Annotated in this window: 11 protein-coding genes; 2 read left to right on the forward strand and 9 right to left on the reverse strand. The window is 63.2% G+C overall.

Annotation, left to right across the window (positions count from 1 at the left end):
* Positions 1–70: 70 nt before the first annotated feature.
* The 4 genes from MKZ40_RS07900 to speB all read right to left on the reverse strand — a co-directional run bounded on the left by MKZ40_RS07900 (position 71) and on the right by speB (position 5,970).
* Positions 71–1,522: an aldehyde dehydrogenase family protein gene (locus MKZ40_RS07900; RefSeq protein WP_175090129.1), complete on the reverse strand. Its 1,452-nt coding sequence runs from the start codon at positions 1,520–1,522 to the stop codon at positions 71–73.
* 94 nt (positions 1,523–1,616) lie between these two features.
* A complete protein-coding gene (locus tag MKZ40_RS07905; protein ID WP_175090130.1) occupies positions 1,617–3,269 on the reverse strand; it encodes a 5-guanidino-2-oxopentanoate decarboxylase in 1,653 nt (550 codons plus the stop codon).
* A 123-nt stretch (positions 3,270–3,392) separates the two neighbouring features.
* Positions 3,393–4,709, reverse strand: a complete 1,317-nt coding sequence (locus MKZ40_RS07910; RefSeq protein ID WP_175090131.1) for a YjiH family protein — start codon at positions 4,707–4,709, stop codon at positions 3,393–3,395.
* Between the two features lie 310 nt (positions 4,710–5,019).
* Positions 5,020–5,970, reverse strand: coding sequence for an agmatinase (gene speB / locus MKZ40_RS07915; RefSeq protein WP_175090132.1), 951 nt, complete (start codon positions 5,968–5,970; stop codon positions 5,020–5,022).
* A 411-nt stretch (positions 5,971–6,381) separates the two neighbouring features.
* On the opposite strand from speB, the gene MKZ40_RS07920 reads away from it, so the two are divergent.
* Positions 6,382–8,037 carry a sigma 54-interacting transcriptional regulator gene (locus MKZ40_RS07920; protein WP_254627140.1) on the forward strand — a complete coding sequence of 552 codons (1,656 nt, stop codon included), beginning with the start codon at positions 6,382–6,384 and terminating at the stop codon, positions 8,035–8,037.
* 76 nt (positions 8,038–8,113) lie between these two features.
* Here MKZ40_RS07920 and MKZ40_RS07925 read toward each other — a convergent pair whose 3' ends face one another.
* Complete coding sequence (locus tag MKZ40_RS07925; RefSeq protein WP_175090133.1) at positions 8,114–9,199, reverse strand: hypothetical protein; 1,086 nt, start codon at positions 9,197–9,199, stop codon at positions 8,114–8,116.
* Positions 9,200–9,356: 157 nt separating this feature from the next.
* Here MKZ40_RS07925 and MKZ40_RS07930 point away from each other — a divergent pair, with 157 nt between their 5' ends.
* Positions 9,357–9,860 carry an OsmC family protein gene (locus MKZ40_RS07930; RefSeq protein ID WP_153635887.1) on the forward strand — a complete coding sequence of 168 codons (504 nt, stop codon included), beginning with the start codon at positions 9,357–9,359 and terminating at the stop codon, positions 9,858–9,860.
* Positions 9,861–10,019: 159 nt separating this feature from the next.
* On the opposite strand, the gene MKZ40_RS07935 is transcribed toward MKZ40_RS07930, so the two are convergent.
* The 4 genes from MKZ40_RS07935 to dctP are packed head-to-tail and all read right to left on the reverse strand — an operon-like array spanning position 10,020 to position 13,543.
* Positions 10,020–10,688 (reverse strand): RraA family protein, encoded by a 669-nt coding sequence (locus MKZ40_RS07935; protein ID WP_175090134.1) that lies wholly within the window; start codon positions 10,686–10,688, stop codon positions 10,020–10,022.
* Positions 10,689–10,710: 22 nt separating this feature from the next.
* Positions 10,711–12,015: a TRAP transporter large permease subunit gene (locus MKZ40_RS07940; RefSeq protein ID WP_175090135.1), complete on the reverse strand. Its 1,305-nt coding sequence runs from the start codon at positions 12,013–12,015 to the stop codon at positions 10,711–10,713.
* A 3-nt stretch (positions 12,016–12,018) separates the two neighbouring features.
* Positions 12,019–12,543 carry a TRAP transporter small permease subunit gene (locus MKZ40_RS07945; RefSeq protein ID WP_175090136.1) on the reverse strand — a complete coding sequence of 175 codons (525 nt, stop codon included), beginning with the start codon at positions 12,541–12,543 and terminating at the stop codon, positions 12,019–12,021.
* A gap of 10 nt (positions 12,544–12,553) precedes the next feature.
* Positions 12,554–13,543 carry a TRAP transporter substrate-binding protein DctP gene (gene dctP / locus MKZ40_RS07950; RefSeq protein WP_172978676.1) on the reverse strand — a complete coding sequence of 330 codons (990 nt, stop codon included), beginning with the start codon at positions 13,541–13,543 and terminating at the stop codon, positions 12,554–12,556.
* Positions 13,544–13,705: the final 162 nt, after the last annotated feature.

Below are 13,705 nucleotides of genomic sequence, written 5' to 3' on the forward strand. Positions count from 1 at the left end.
GCCCCGCCTCGGTGATTGCCGAGGCGGGGTGTTTTGTCATCTGGTCACACAAGATGCTCAGTCAATACGTTCAATCAAGTACTGGGCCGATGATGTGCTTGACCTCCAGATAGCCCGCCAGGCCCCACGGCCCCAGCTCACGGCCGATGCCGCTGCGCTTGAAGCCACCCCAGCTGGCTTGCACCAGCGGCAGCTGCTCGCTGTTGTACCACACCACCCCGGCGCGCAGGCGACGGCCGAGCTGCTGGGCGCGCCTGGCATCGCCGCTGACCACCGTGGCCACCAGCCCGAAATCACAGTCATTGGCGAGGCGGATCGCCTCGGCTTCATCGGCCACGCGGCGCGAGCACAGCACCGGCCCGAAGATCTCCTCGCGCCACAGACGGCTTGTCACCGGCACATCGGTGTAAAGGGTCGGCGCCACGAAGTAGCCCTTGCCTGGCAGGCTGCGATGGGTGCCATCGCGCAGCACCGTCAGGCCTTCCTCGCGCGCCACGTTCAGATAGCTCAGCACGGTGTCGCGCTGGCGGGCGCTGGTCATCGGGCCCATCTGGGTCGCGGCGTCCAGCGGGTCACCCAGCACCAGTGCATCGATACGGCTGGCCAGCGCGGCGTGCAGCTCATCGGCGATGGCCTCGTGCACCAGCAGGCGCGAGGTGGCAGAGCAGATCTGACCGGCATTGAAGTAGATGCCGGCCATCACCCAGTCGGCGGCTTCCTCGACGTCAGCATCGTCGAGCACGATGATCGGCGACTTGCCGCCAAGCTCCAGGGAGACGCCGCGCGTGCCGCAGGCCGCGGCCTGCATGACCTTCTCGCCGACCACATTGCTGCCGGTGAAGGAGATCTTGTCGATGCGCGGATGACGGGTCAGCGGCGCGCCGATACCCTCGCCATCGCCGTGCAGCAGGTTGAACACACCCGCCGGCAGACCGGCTTCCAGCGCGATCTCGGCCATCACCTGCTCCGGCAGTGGCGTCACTTCAGACGGCTTGATCACCAGGGTGCAGCCCGCGGCGAGCGCCGGCGCGACCTTCCAGGCGCTGGTGACCAGCGGGAAGTTCCAGGGCGTGATCAATCCCACCACGCCTGCCGGCTCGTGATAGGTGTGCGCGGCGTAGCCTTCGACATCATGCGCGACCTCCGCGCCCTGACGCGCATCCAGCGCGCGTGCCTGGGCGGCGTAATAGCGGTAGCAGCCGATGGCGTCATCGAGATCGATCTCTGCCTCGGCGCGAATCTTGCCGTTGTTGCGACACGACATCTCCACCAGCGCTTCCCGGCGTGACGTCAGCCCCTCGGCGAAGGCCTCCAGATAGACCGCACGCTCGGCGCCACTCAGTGCCTGCCAACCCTCGAAGGCCTCGGCGGCGGCCGCGACGGCGGCCTGTACATCACGCGCATCACCCGCCGTCACCTCGGCGATGACGGTCTCCTCGAAGGGGTTGGTGACCGCCAGACGACGCTCGCCGTGGGACTTGACCCACTCGTTGTTGATGAACTGATGATCGAGCTTGTGCATGGACATTCCTGACATGTGATTTTGCTGTCGCCTGCCACCTCGAGGGCACAGGCGGGCATTGTTCAGTGTTGTGGCGATAAGCGGCGAGCCAGACTCACTGTGCGATTGAGCGCTGCCACGCTGCCGCATCGATTTCCACCAGCAGCGGGGCGCTTGCGTTGCGCTCGCTGATCGCGGTCGCCAGCTCACTGGGGGAGTCGATCGCCACGGCGGCGCAGCCGAAGCCCTGGGCGAGCAGTTGAAAGTCGGGGGCCTTGATGTCGACTCCCAGGCGCGTGACGCCGGCGTTGTCCATGAAGCGGCGAATCTCTTCATAGCCCTGGTTGTGCCACAGCACGATCACCACCGGCAGCTGTTCTTCCACCGCGCAGGCGAGTTCGGACAGCGTGAACATGATGCCGCCATCGCCGACCAGCGCGATCACCGGCAGGTCCGGGCGGCCCAGGGTGGCGCCCATCGCGGCAGGCAGGCCGTAGCCGAGCGTGCCGTAGCCAGTGGAGGCATTGAAGTAGCGGCGCGGCGCCGGCTGGCTGAGCAGGTGATTGGCAGCGTAGACCGTCGCACAGGAATCGCCGACCCAGATCGCCTCCGGCAGCGCTTGCTGCAGGGTATTGAACAGCGGCACGTAGGGCGCGAAGGCCGGGTCAGTCGGTATCGCGAGGGCGTCAAGCGTGGCGGCGGTAATCTGCGCGCCGCGTGTCTTGCCTTTCGGGTTGCTCTCGAGGCCGGTCAGCCGGTCGGCGAGGGTCTCCAGCGCCAAGCCGGCGTCGGCGACGATGGCGAGTGTCGCCTGCTGGTTGCGCGCCAGTTGTTCGGGGTCGATATCGATGCGGATCAGCTGGCCACCGATGACGAAGCCATCATCGAACACCACGTCGTAGTCGGTCTCGCCAAGTTCGGTGCCGATCGCCAGCACCACATCGGCGTCGCACGCCAGTTTGCGTACCGCAGGCAGCGCGGCATTGGCTCCGAGATCCAGTGGGTGAGCGCTGCCCAGCAGGCCCTTGGCATTGATGGTGGTGACGGTGGGGGCATCGAGTGCCACCACCAACTGGCGGGCCGCTGCAGGTGCGGCGACACAGCCACCGCCCAGCAGCACCAGCGGGCGCTCGGCGCCCTGCAGCAGGCTCACGGCTTCCTCGAGCAGGGCCGGGTCCGGCGCCAGACGGCCGATGCGCGGGCGCGTGACGTCATGGGTGGTGCGACCGGCAGGCAGTGCCACCTCGGCATTGAACAGATCGATGGGAATCTCGATATGCACCGGTCCCGGGCGGGCGCCCTCGAACAGCGCGAAGGCGCGGGCCAGCACTTCCGGCAGTGCGGACGTGTCGAGCAGCGTGTGGCTGAAGCGCGCCACGCCCGACACCAGCTGATGCTGGCTGGGCAGCTCATGCAGACGCCCCTGGCCACGGCCGAGGGTGTCGGTGCGATTGACGCTGGAGATCACCAGCATCGGAGTGGAGTCGGCCAGCGCCTGCCCCATCGCGGTGGTGATGTTGGTCATCCCCGGGCCGGTGATGATGAAGCACACCCCGGGCTTGCCGGTACTGCGGGCATAGCCATCGGCCATGAAGCCAGCGCCTTGTTCATGGCGCGGGGTGACGTGGCGAATGCTGCTCGCGGCGGGATCGGCATCCGGTTCCAGGCCACGGTAGAGCTCGACGGTATGTACGCCGGGAATACCGAAGACGGTGTCGACGCCGTAGGTGTCACGCAGCAATCGGATCAGGAGTTCAGCACAGGTCATGGCAGTCTATCCGGCAGACGGGAGCGCCGTGGCGCTCCCTGAAGTCATGAGGAAAAGGAGTCGGTCGCGAAGCGGTGTCAGTCGAGTGCGAGTCGTCGCTCAACTAGCAGTTCAATCGATGGCTCAGAACACGAACAGATGGGCGATACCAGCGATGATCGGCAGGGTGATCAGTGTACGCAGCACGAAGATGGCCACCAGTTCCCACAGCTTGAGCGGAATCTTCGACTTGAGCAGCAGGGCACCGATCTCGGACATGTAGATCAACTGGGTTAGCGACAGGCAGGCGATCACGAAGCGGGTCAGTTCGCTGTCGATGTCCTTGGCCAGTACCGCCGGCAGGAACATGTCGGCAAATCCGACCAGCGTGGCAGGGGCTGCCTCTGCTGCGTGGGGAATCTGCAGCAGTTCCAGCAGCGGAATCATCGGGTAGGACAGCCAGGTGAACACCGGCGTGAACTCGGCCAGCATCAGCGCCACGGTACCGATGGCGATCACCACCGGCAGCAGACCGAGGAAGATGTCCGCCACATTGAAGCAGGCCGATTTCACCAGCTTGAGCGGGCCCGGCGCATGCTCGGCGCGCGCGACGGCCATGCCGAGTGAGTAGCGCAGCACGCCACAGCCGCTCTGGTTCTCTTCACTGATCTGGCAGCCGACCGGCTCGTGGTAGTCATCGCGCTTGCGTGACAGCGGCGGCAGACGCGGCACGATGACGGCGGCGATCAGGCCCGCGATGACCACGGTCAGGTAGAAGGGCACGAACAGGTGGTTGATGTTCATGAAGCTGGTGACCAGCAATGCGAAGGCGATCGAGACCACCGAGAAGTTGGTGGCGATCACCGCCGCTTCACGCTTGCTGTAGAAGCCCTGCTCGTACTGCTGGGTGGTGATCAGCACACCGACGGTGCCGGAGCCCATCCATGAGGCGGTGGCATCGATGGCGCTGCGCCCGGGCAGATTGAAGATGGCACGGAACGGACGGCGTACCAGGCTGCCGATGAATTCCATGAAGCCGAAGTCGACCAGCAGCGGCAGCAGAATGGCCGCGAAGAAGAAGAAGGTCAGCAGTACCGGCGCGAGATCATTGAGCATCACGCCGCCGGTGAAGGCCGCCGTCACTTGAGTGGGGCCCCACTGGGAGTAGGTCATCAGCGCGAAGATTGCGCCGAGGGCACGCATGCCAAACCATACCGGCGAGACATCGAACAGCTCGTGTGCAGCGCCCTGACGTGCCCAGACCGGTTTGGCGAGCTTGACGAAGCCGGTCAGCAGTACGGAAAGGCACAGCACCGCGACGGCGATGGCGGGTAGTGCGCCGCCCAGCGTCGCCTTGAGCCAATCGGCCATCAGGCCCATGCCGATGTTGATGGTGTCACCCGTGCTGAAGGGCACCAGGAAGAAGCTGACGCCGAGCAATGACGGCAGCAGAAATTTCATGACTCCGTGAGTCGTGAGCGGAACGGGACGGGTGGCGATGAGCTCTTTCTGAGCCTTCTCACCCTTGTGCACCTTGTCTGAAGGTGAATCGGCGCTTGGGCTGGAGCGGGACGGCGTGTGATCCGCCGTCGGGTCGATGCTGGTTGTCATTCGGGTCACCTAGATCTTGTTGTAATGGTCAGGCTCTAGCCGTGCATCGTGTGATGCATCATGCCGTATCGTGTCGGGTGATTCTGTGTGCGCCGAGGGCGGGACGGGCCCCCGGCGCGGGTGCAGCAGGACAGCAGGTCATTCGTGGGTCGTTCGTGGATCAGTCGCGCTGTTGCACGCCCGGCAGTACACAGAGCATTTCGTAGAGCAGGGTCGCGCCCATCAGCGCGGTGTTGCCGCTGGTGTCGTAGGGCGGGGAGACTTCCATCAGGTCACCGCCGACGATGTTGAGGCCACGCGCGCCGCGTACGATTTCCATGCCCTGGGGCATGGTCAGGCCGCCGGCTTCCACGGTGCCGGTACCGGGGGCGACGGAGGGGTCCAGTCCGTCGATGTCGAAGGTGATGTACACCGGGCGATCGCCCATCATGTCGCGCACTTCGGCCATCAACGGCGCGAGTGACTTGAACCAGCACATCTCGGCGGTCTCGACACGGAAGCCCTGCTGACGGCACCAGTCGAAGTCATCGGCGGAGTAGCCGGTGCCACGCAGGCCGATCTGCACCACGCGCTGGCTGTCGAACAGGCCTTCTTCCTGGGCGCGACGAATCGGCGTGCCGTGGGCGATGGGCTCGCCGAACATGTGGTCGTTGACGTCGGCGTGGGCATCGATGTGGATCAGGCCGACCGGGCCATGCTTCTTGGCGATGGCGCGCAGCACCGGCAGGGTGACGGTGTGATCGCCGCCCAGTGTCAGCGGCACGCAGTCGTGACTGAGCACTTCATCGTAGAACTGCTCGATGATGTCCATGCTCTTGGGCAGGTGGAAGGTGTTGATCGGCACATCGCCGATGTCCGCCACCTGCAGGCTGTCGAAGGGCGCGGCGCGGGTGGCCATGTTGTAGGGGCGCAGCATGCGCGATTCATCACGGATCTGACGCGGGCCGAGACGCGCGCCCGGACGGTTGGAGGTACCGATGTCCAGCGGAATGCCGATGAAGGCGGCATCCAGGCCTTCCGCGGTTTCCTGAGCCGGCAGGCGCATCATGGTGGCCGGGCCGCCGAAACGTGGCATGTCGTTGCCGCCCAGCGGCTGATTGAACTCGCTCATCTGTCTCTCCAGGTCTTGAGTTGCTCGCGATACGCTGACGGCGAGCGGGGTATTGTGTTCGATCGCCTGATCGCCCGACCGGACGGTGTGATGAAAGCCGGCGATCCTCCTTGGCGCATACTCCAGCATTGCAGTAACCATGCCAATTTTTAGTCAATTGATTTTATTGAGTTTTATTTGGCGGAGGTTGCTGGGTGATTCATTTGTGGATCACCAGTGCGGCATTGATGATTCAAAAATGGATCACTGATTCATTTGTGGATCACATTCAGGCATCATCGAGACTGTCTTCAGCGCAGTGCGAGAAAGACCTGCTGGAAAGAGCTGTTAGAAAGAGCTGCGAGAAAGACCTGCGAAAAGAAGCACAGAAAGCCCCGCCCGATTCACAGGCTCGACCATGAGGTACCCGCCATGTCAGAGCTCGACCGTCAGATTCTCAAGACCATCATCGACACCGCTCACGATCACTACTTCGTGGTCAATGCCGATGGCCAGGTGCTGGATGTCAGCCCCGGCGCCGCGGCGGTCTATGGCATGACCCGCGAGGAGCTGTGTGCCGCCAACGTGCATGACCTGGAAGCCAGTGGCGTGCTCAAGCCATCGATCAGTCTGGAGGTGCTGCGTACGGGGCGCGCGCTGCAGATGATGCAGCTCACCGCCACCGGGCGGCGAGTGGTGGCGCAGGCGCATCCGGTATTCGTCGCGGGCAAGCTTGAGTGCGTGGTCAGCCGCTCGATGGACCTCACCGATATCCAGCTGTTGCAGCAGGAATATGCTGTGCTCCAGCAGCGTTTCACGGATCACCTGCGCCGCAACTCGCGGGGCAGTGAGCTGGGCGGGGGGAGTGCGGGCGAGCGTGACTGGGGGACGGTGGGAAGTGCGCGCTCAGTTGCTGAGCAGACCACCCATGACGCGCAGCAGGGGCGTGCTCTGTGCGAGCAGGCCGCGCGCGAGCAGGCGGAATGCGAAGACGCCGCGCTGGAATTGGGCGAGCTGCAGGTCAGAAGCCCCGTGATGCGGGAGATAGCGCTGCTGCTCAAGCGGGTCGCGCCCACCAACGCCACGGTATTGATGCTGGGCGAATCCGGGGTCGGCAAGACGGCCTTCGCCCATCAACTGCATCGCTGGAGCCAACGCGCCGACGGCCCCTTCATCGAGGTGAACTGCGGCGCCATTCCCGAAAGCCTGTTCGAGTCCGAGATGTTCGGTTATCAGGCCGGTGCCTTCACCGGCGCGGGTAACCGTGGCAAGGCGGGCCTGATGGAGCAGGCCGAAGGCGGCACCCTGTTCCTCGATGAAATCGGTGAGCTGCCGCTGGCCACCCAGACCAAGCTGCTCAAGGTGATTCAGGACGGAATGATCACCCGCCTGGGCGACACCACCACCCGCCGCGCCGACTTTCGGCTGGTCGTCGCCACCAATCAAGACCTCGCCGCCCGCGTGGAGCAGGGACAGTTCCGCCTCGACCTCTACTACCGCATCAATGTGCTCCCCGTCAGCCTGCCACCGCTACGCGAACGCCGCGAAGACATTCCCGCCCTGATCGAGCAACACCTCTCTCGCCTTAATCAACGTCATGGTCGCCGCAAACTCCTCGACGCCTCGTTATGGCCCATCCTCATGCGCCAGGACTGGCTCGGCAATATCCGCGAACTGGAAAACTGGCTGGAACGCGCCTGGCTCAGCGCCCCCAGTGATGTCATTGACAGCGATTCAGTGAAAACACTGCTCAACACCTGTTCCACGAATAACGCTAATGGACTAGGCAGTTCATTTGGCTTCAGTAATGAAAAATCCAATGGAATAGGCGTTACTGAAAGTTTTACCACTGCCGATAACTCTCATAGTCCCAATTCCCTCTCAGCGCCTGCCGCTGAGGGGGCAGTAGCCATGCCAACCCCCAAGCTCGGCCCCAACGAAACCCTCAAGGAAGGCCTGGCACGCATCGAAGCACAATGGCTACGCGAGATGGCTGCCGAGCTGCCCAGCACCTATGCGATAGCCAAGAGGGCAGGGATTAGTCAGCCGACGGTGGTGAGGAAGTTGAAGCATATGTTGTTAAAATAATTACCATGTGTCGGATCTATGTGATGACCAATCGATTAGTCAATCATCCGGGCCCGACAGCTAAGGTACACTATATTCATTGCATCACCACCAGACTCCCCATCACTCCCTCACATAACGGCTTGATCTCGCTGAAGCCCTCGTCGACGGCGAGGTCTGTCTTGGCTTTGGCGTAGGTGGTGCCGTCGGCGGTGGGGTGGTAGCTGGTGCAGTGCAGGCGGATCAGCTTGTCGTCGAGGAAGAGGCCGTATTCGCGGGTCTGCGAGGTGATGGGCATGCCCTGGTGTCGCTGTGTCATGGCGATATCGAACCAGTAGACCTGACGGTGATCCACTCGGGTCAGGCCGGAGTCGAGCATCTGGCTGTTGATGGGCGCCCATTGCGCCAGTTGGTCCGTGGCGGCCATCACCTTGAGCTGCGCGTCGCTGACAGTCTCGCCATGCAGGTCATAGATTTCGAGGATGATCATGTCGGTGCCGGTACCCGCCTGACTCTGCCATTTCTGCACGATATGCGGCAGGCGTCCCTCGGCGGCAGACCACGAGGCGGGCAGGTGCAGCGCAAGGCTGATGCCCAGTGACTTGGGATGGCCCTTGGTGTGGAACTGCTGGAAATAGCCGTCGTACAGCTCGTACACCGGCTCGATCTGATACTTGGTCGCCAGCAGAAATTCCTTGAACGGCGAGGGCAGGTATTCCCCCTGGGCGCGCAGATGAATGGCCTCGATGAAGCGGGCCGCGAAGTCGCTGGTCAGCTTGTCGGTGGTCAGTTGCGAATCCAGTTGCGTCTTTATCTGACGGCGGATGCCATCCAGCACTTCGCGTGCGTGCTCCCGCCCCATCAAAGTGGCGAGGTTGTCCGCCAGGCGATGGGTGATGTTCGGGAAGGCATTGTCGAAATAGGCGGAGGCAAGCTCTGCATCCGGCGCGAGGCCGGGATACTCCTCGGCGATGCGTGACAGGGTGATGTCCTGGGCGATGACGAAGCCGTAGGTACTGCTCAGCGTATTGATGACCTTGGGCGTGGGGCGAAACTGTGCGGCTTCGGCGCGTGCCGAGGCGCCGGGGGTGATGAGGCACAAGCTCAGGCCCAGTCCGAGCGTCAGGGCGGCGGCGGCCAGCCCGGGAATTGCCCCAAGGGAGCGTGTTACGGCAAACGCCATGCGTGACATCCTGTCAGAGTGCGATCGATTCAATCCTATCATCGGCCTACGATGACTTCTCGCGTGCTGATGATGTTCAGATGCCTAATCAGGCAGAAGTATCAGACTGCGCGTCATGCCGCGCACGCGGTTTCCCTTCAGAGAGCAGCAGACAACGATGTCCAGACGACACCAGTATTCGGTTGAACTTGAGTGGACCGGTAATCGCGGTGATGGCACCCGCCATTACACCGCCTATGAGCGTGATTTCGTGGCCCGTGTCAGTGGCAAGCCGAGCCTGGAAGGCTCCGCCGACCCCGCTTTTCGGGGCGACGCTTCCCGCTGGAACCCCGAAGACATGCTGGTGGCCTCCGTCTCGGCCTGCCACAAGCTCTGGTATCTGCACCTGTGTGCCGAGGCCGGCATTCGTGTCATGAGCTATCACGACCACGCCGAGGGCACGATGCAGGAAGGCACGCCCGCTGTTGGCAATAGTCAGGCAGAGAACGAGGGCGAGGCGGGACGTTTCACCTCCATCGTGCTGCGCCCCGAGATCACGCTGGCCGCCGGTGACGATATCGCGCTCGCCCATGAGCTGCACCACCGGGCGCATGCGCTGTGCTTCATCGCCAATTCACTGAATTTTCCGGTCAGCTGCGAGGCGGTGATCACCCATCAGTGATGGGCAGCCCTCAGCCCGTGTCCTACAACCGTGTCGGACTGACCGTGTCTTACAGACCGTGTCAGAACCCAAAAGGCCACCAGAGCGATCTGGTGGCCTTTTTTGCTTTCAGCATCTCTCTAAAGAAACAGCGTCTCGCAAGGGCATCAAGCGAGGGGATCAACCCCGTGCGTTCACTTCCTCGATCAGTTTGCTGGAACCAGTGAGGTCTGGCAGGCAGGCGCCGTCGGCAATCTTCGCCAGCAGCACGTCTTCGGCTTCTTGCACCTCGATGGCGTGGCTGGCGATGGCCGAGACTTCCTCGGGCGCCATGACGATGACGCCACTTTCATCGGCAAGGATGGCATCGCCCGGATTGACGACCACGCCGCCGATGCTGACCGGTACGTTGAGTGCGCCGCCGATTCCGGCGAAGCGGGTGGTCAGCGAAGCGACGCCGCGACTCCAGACCGGGAACTGCTTGTCGCGAATGGTCAGCGCATCGGTGGCCATGCCGTCGATCACCACACCGGCCACGCCGAGGCGCGAGGCGACCGTGGTCATCACGCCGCCCCAGCAGGCGCGGTGGCGATCGCCCTGTCGATGCACGATCAGCACATCGCCCGGGCGCACCAGGCGCATCAGATGGTTGAGCAGGGTGCCATCTTCCGGCGGCAGCGAGACAGTGATGGCGGTACCGGCGATGCGCACCTCGGGCAGCATGCTGGCAATCGCCGGATCGACGAAGCCCCGGGTGTGGAAGTGGCCGATGGTGGCCGTCTCGCACTGCTTGAGCTGTTCCAGCCGTTCAGGAGCGACCTGCGCTGGCATGTCATTGAGTTGGTACATGAAAGTCTCTCGTCGTGGTCGGTCAGATCAGGCTGGGCAGGAAGGTCGTCAGCCACGGGGCCCAGTAGAGCATCAGCATCGCGAACAGGAAGCAGATGACGATCGGCCAGGCGGCGGCGTAGATGGTCTGCATCGGCGTTGCCGGGGCGGCGCCTTTCACCGCGAACAGGTTGTAGCCGAAGGGCGGGGTGAGACTGCCCACCGAGATGTTGATCAAAAACAGCGTCCAGAACCACACCGGATCGAAGCCATACAGCTTGACCAGCGGCGCGTAGATGGGAATCACCACCATCATGAAGGCGATCTGGTCGATGAACATGCAGGCGATCAGCGGAATCAGCATCAGGATCAGCAGCATCCACACCGGGTCGAGATCCAGCCCGGTCACGCTGCTCACCAGACCGCTGGTGGCGCCGGTGAAGCTCAACAGCTGGGAGAACAGCTTCGAACACGCCAGGATCAGGATGATCATGGTGCTGACCTTGAGCGAGGACATCACCGCTTCGCCCGCCATCTTGAACGAGAACTTGCGGTAGTAGGCCGCGACCACCAGCGAGCCCAGCACGCCGGTGGCGGCGGATTCGGACGGCGTGGCGATGCCGAGCAGAATCAGGCCGAGCACGGCAAAGATGATGATGGTGAACGGCAGCATGTTGATCACGGCGCGGCGCTTTTCCTTTGCCGTGCCACCCCCGCTTTCATCGAGGGGCGGTGCACGGCGCGGGTCCATCGTGATGCGCACCTTCACATAGAGGATGAACAGCGCGGCCAGCAGAATGCCGGGCAGGATGCCCGCGATCAAAAGGCGTGCGATGGAGACATCGACCATCGAGCCGATGATGATCACCAAGAGGCTCGGCGGGATGATTGGTGCGAGACTCGCGCCACCCAGGATCAGGCCGATGGACAGCCTGTCGTCATAGCCGCGCTCCTGCATGGTCGGCAGCGCCGAGCGGCTGAGCATGGCGGTCACGGCCAGCGCCGAGCCGGACAGGGCACCGAACAGCGTCGAGAGGGCGACGACGAAGAAATAGAGGCGCCCCTTCATGCGGCCCATCAGGGCATCCAGCGAGTCGAAGATCACATCGATGGAGCCGGAGCGGAACAGCAGCTCCCCCATCAGCACGAACAGCGCGATGGTGGTCAGTGTCTCCGAGGTCATGCTGTCGTAGACACTGTTGGCGAACATGCCGAAACCGGCAGTGCCCATCAACCACAGCGTGCCGAGCACGTTGATGGTCAAGAAGGCGGCGAAGACGGGAATGCCGAGGGCGAACAGGCCCATCAGCAAGGCGATGGCCAGGCCCAGAGAGGTATACCATTCCATGACTCAGGGTCCTTTTCTGGTGTCGGCGGTCGCCGAAGGCGTCGCGCGGCTAGTCGAGCGGCTAAAGGCGTGGCGCAGGAAGTACAGGGCGGCGCCGATCATCGCGTAGGCGATGAAGCTGGAGACCCAGACCTTGGGAATATCGAGGCCCATGGCGGTGGTGGTGTGATACTGGAACTGACGCAGGCTTTCCTGCACGCAGATCCAACCGGCCACGGCGCAGACGGCGCCGGTCACCAGGGCGAGGAGACGATCATAGAAAGCGCGCGCGGTAGGGCCGAGGCGCTCCGGCAATACGGTGATGGCGATATGGCCATGGGTGCGTGCCAGTTCCGGCGTCGCCAGCGAAATCGAGAGGCATAGCAGATAAGCCACCATCGCGCCGGACCACAGGGTGGGCGAGTTGAAGAAGTAGCGCGCGATGACTTCCAGCCAGAAGCACAGGACGATGCCACACAAGGTGACACCGCCCAGAAGGAAGCCTGCTCGCGTCACGCCGTCATGCACACGTGCAAGCAGGGTTAGCATGGTGGATTCCTTACTCGCTGACGGTGGTCAGGTTCTTCTCGATCGCCAGTTCACGCATGGCGGTCACCGTGTCCGGGGTCTTGTCGATGCCCAGCTGCCAGATGCCGTCCGTAACGAGGGCATCCAGACGCTCGGCGTCTTCCGGCGCGAATTCGGTGGCCTGCATGCCGGCTTCGTCCAGCGCCTTCCACTCTTCGATGGCCAGTTCATCCAGGATCGGGATGATCTCGGTCTCCAGCTCGCGGCCTTCGTCGAGCAGCACTTGCTGCTGTTCCGGCGACAGGGAGTTGAAGGCGTTGAGATTCATCAGCACGAAGTTGTAGGTCTGACCGAAGGTCGGCTTGGAGTAGTAGCCGGCGACTTCCTGCCAGCCCATGTCCTTGACGCCATTCAGGCCCCAGGCCGCGCCGTCGATCACGCCACGGTCCATGGCGGAATAGACATCGCCACTGGACATCAGCACCGGCGTACCGCCCAGGCCCTTGGTGACGTTGGTGTAGGTGGGGCTGCCGCGCAGACGGCGGCCATCCAGGCCCGGCGTCCCGGTGATCGGCTCCTTCAGCACGTACTGGAAGCCGTGGCTGCCCAGCGGCGGAATCGCGATCAGCTTGAGGCCCAGGCCGTTGTAGTGCTCATCGACCATGTCCCACAGGCCGGATTCACGTGTCTGTTCCGGATTCACCGCCACGCCATCCATCGCGGCGCCGACGCCGGTGGTGTTGGTGTGGTAAGCAGCATGGGTATACAGCAGCTGGAAGACACCGGCCGCGACAGGCTGCAGCTGCTCGAAGGGCGGCACCACATCCGGGCCGGTCAGCTTGATGGTGAGGTCGGCGGCCTTGTTGGCTTCGACTTCCTTGATGAAGCGTTGGGCAATCTCGCGGGAGTAGGCAGTGGTCTGGTCGTAACTGGACAGCATGCGCAATTCGGTGGCCATGGACTGGGTGGCCGGGAGGAGTGCGAGCAGCGGGAGCAGAAGAGCGGGCTTGAGGGTTTTCATGACAGTATCCACGTTATCGTTATTGTGAGCGGGGCAGTGCATGCGGGACTTCTCGTGACCATGATGCTGCGTCCGGGAGATGCATGCGGTACCTGTCCCTGCTTCTTGTTGTGATGGTACGCCTTCAATCTATGAGGCCCTCCCTTCGCGGTCAACGAATCA

The organism is Cobetia sp. BMC6 (assembly GCF_029991385.1).
In the GTDB taxonomy this organism is placed as follows: Bacteria; Pseudomonadota; Gammaproteobacteria; order Pseudomonadales; family Halomonadaceae; genus Cobetia.

What these genes read in the sequence shown, in the direction of transcription:
- MKZ40_RS07930 (WP_153635887.1), top strand. Translation starts at nt 9,357, where the DNA reads ATGTCCAGACGACACCAGTATTCGGTTGAACTTGAGTGGACCGGTAAT.
- speB (WP_175090132.1), bottom strand. Translation starts at nt 5,970, where the DNA reads ATGAGCGAGTTCAATCAGCCGCTGGGCGGCAACGACATGCCACGTTTC.
- MKZ40_RS07940 (WP_175090135.1), bottom strand. Translation starts at nt 12,015, where the DNA reads ATGGAATGGTATACCTCTCTGGGCCTGGCCATCGCCTTGCTGATGGGC.
- MKZ40_RS07925 (WP_175090133.1), bottom strand. Translation starts at nt 9,199, where the DNA reads ATGGCGTTTGCCGTAACACGCTCCCTTGGGGCAATTCCCGGGCTGGCC.
- dctP (WP_172978676.1), bottom strand. Translation starts at nt 13,543, where the DNA reads ATGAAAACCCTCAAGCCCGCTCTTCTGCTCCCGCTGCTCGCACTCCTC.
- MKZ40_RS07945 (WP_175090136.1), bottom strand. Translation starts at nt 12,543, where the DNA reads ATGCTAACCCTGCTTGCACGTGTGCATGACGGCGTGACGCGAGCAGGC.
- MKZ40_RS07920 (WP_254627140.1), top strand. Translation starts at nt 6,382, where the DNA reads ATGTCAGAGCTCGACCGTCAGATTCTCAAGACCATCATCGACACCGCT.
- MKZ40_RS07900 (WP_175090129.1), bottom strand. Translation starts at nt 1,522, where the DNA reads ATGCACAAGCTCGATCATCAGTTCATCAACAACGAGTGGGTCAAGTCC.
- MKZ40_RS07905 (WP_175090130.1), bottom strand. Translation starts at nt 3,269, where the DNA reads ATGACCTGTGCTGAACTCCTGATCCGATTGCTGCGTGACACCTACGGC.
- MKZ40_RS07910 (WP_175090131.1), bottom strand. Translation starts at nt 4,709, where the DNA reads ATGAAATTTCTGCTGCCGTCATTGCTCGGCGTCAGCTTCTTCCTGGTG.
- MKZ40_RS07935 (WP_175090134.1), bottom strand. Translation starts at nt 10,688, where the DNA reads ATGTACCAACTCAATGACATGCCAGCGCAGGTCGCTCCTGAACGGCTG.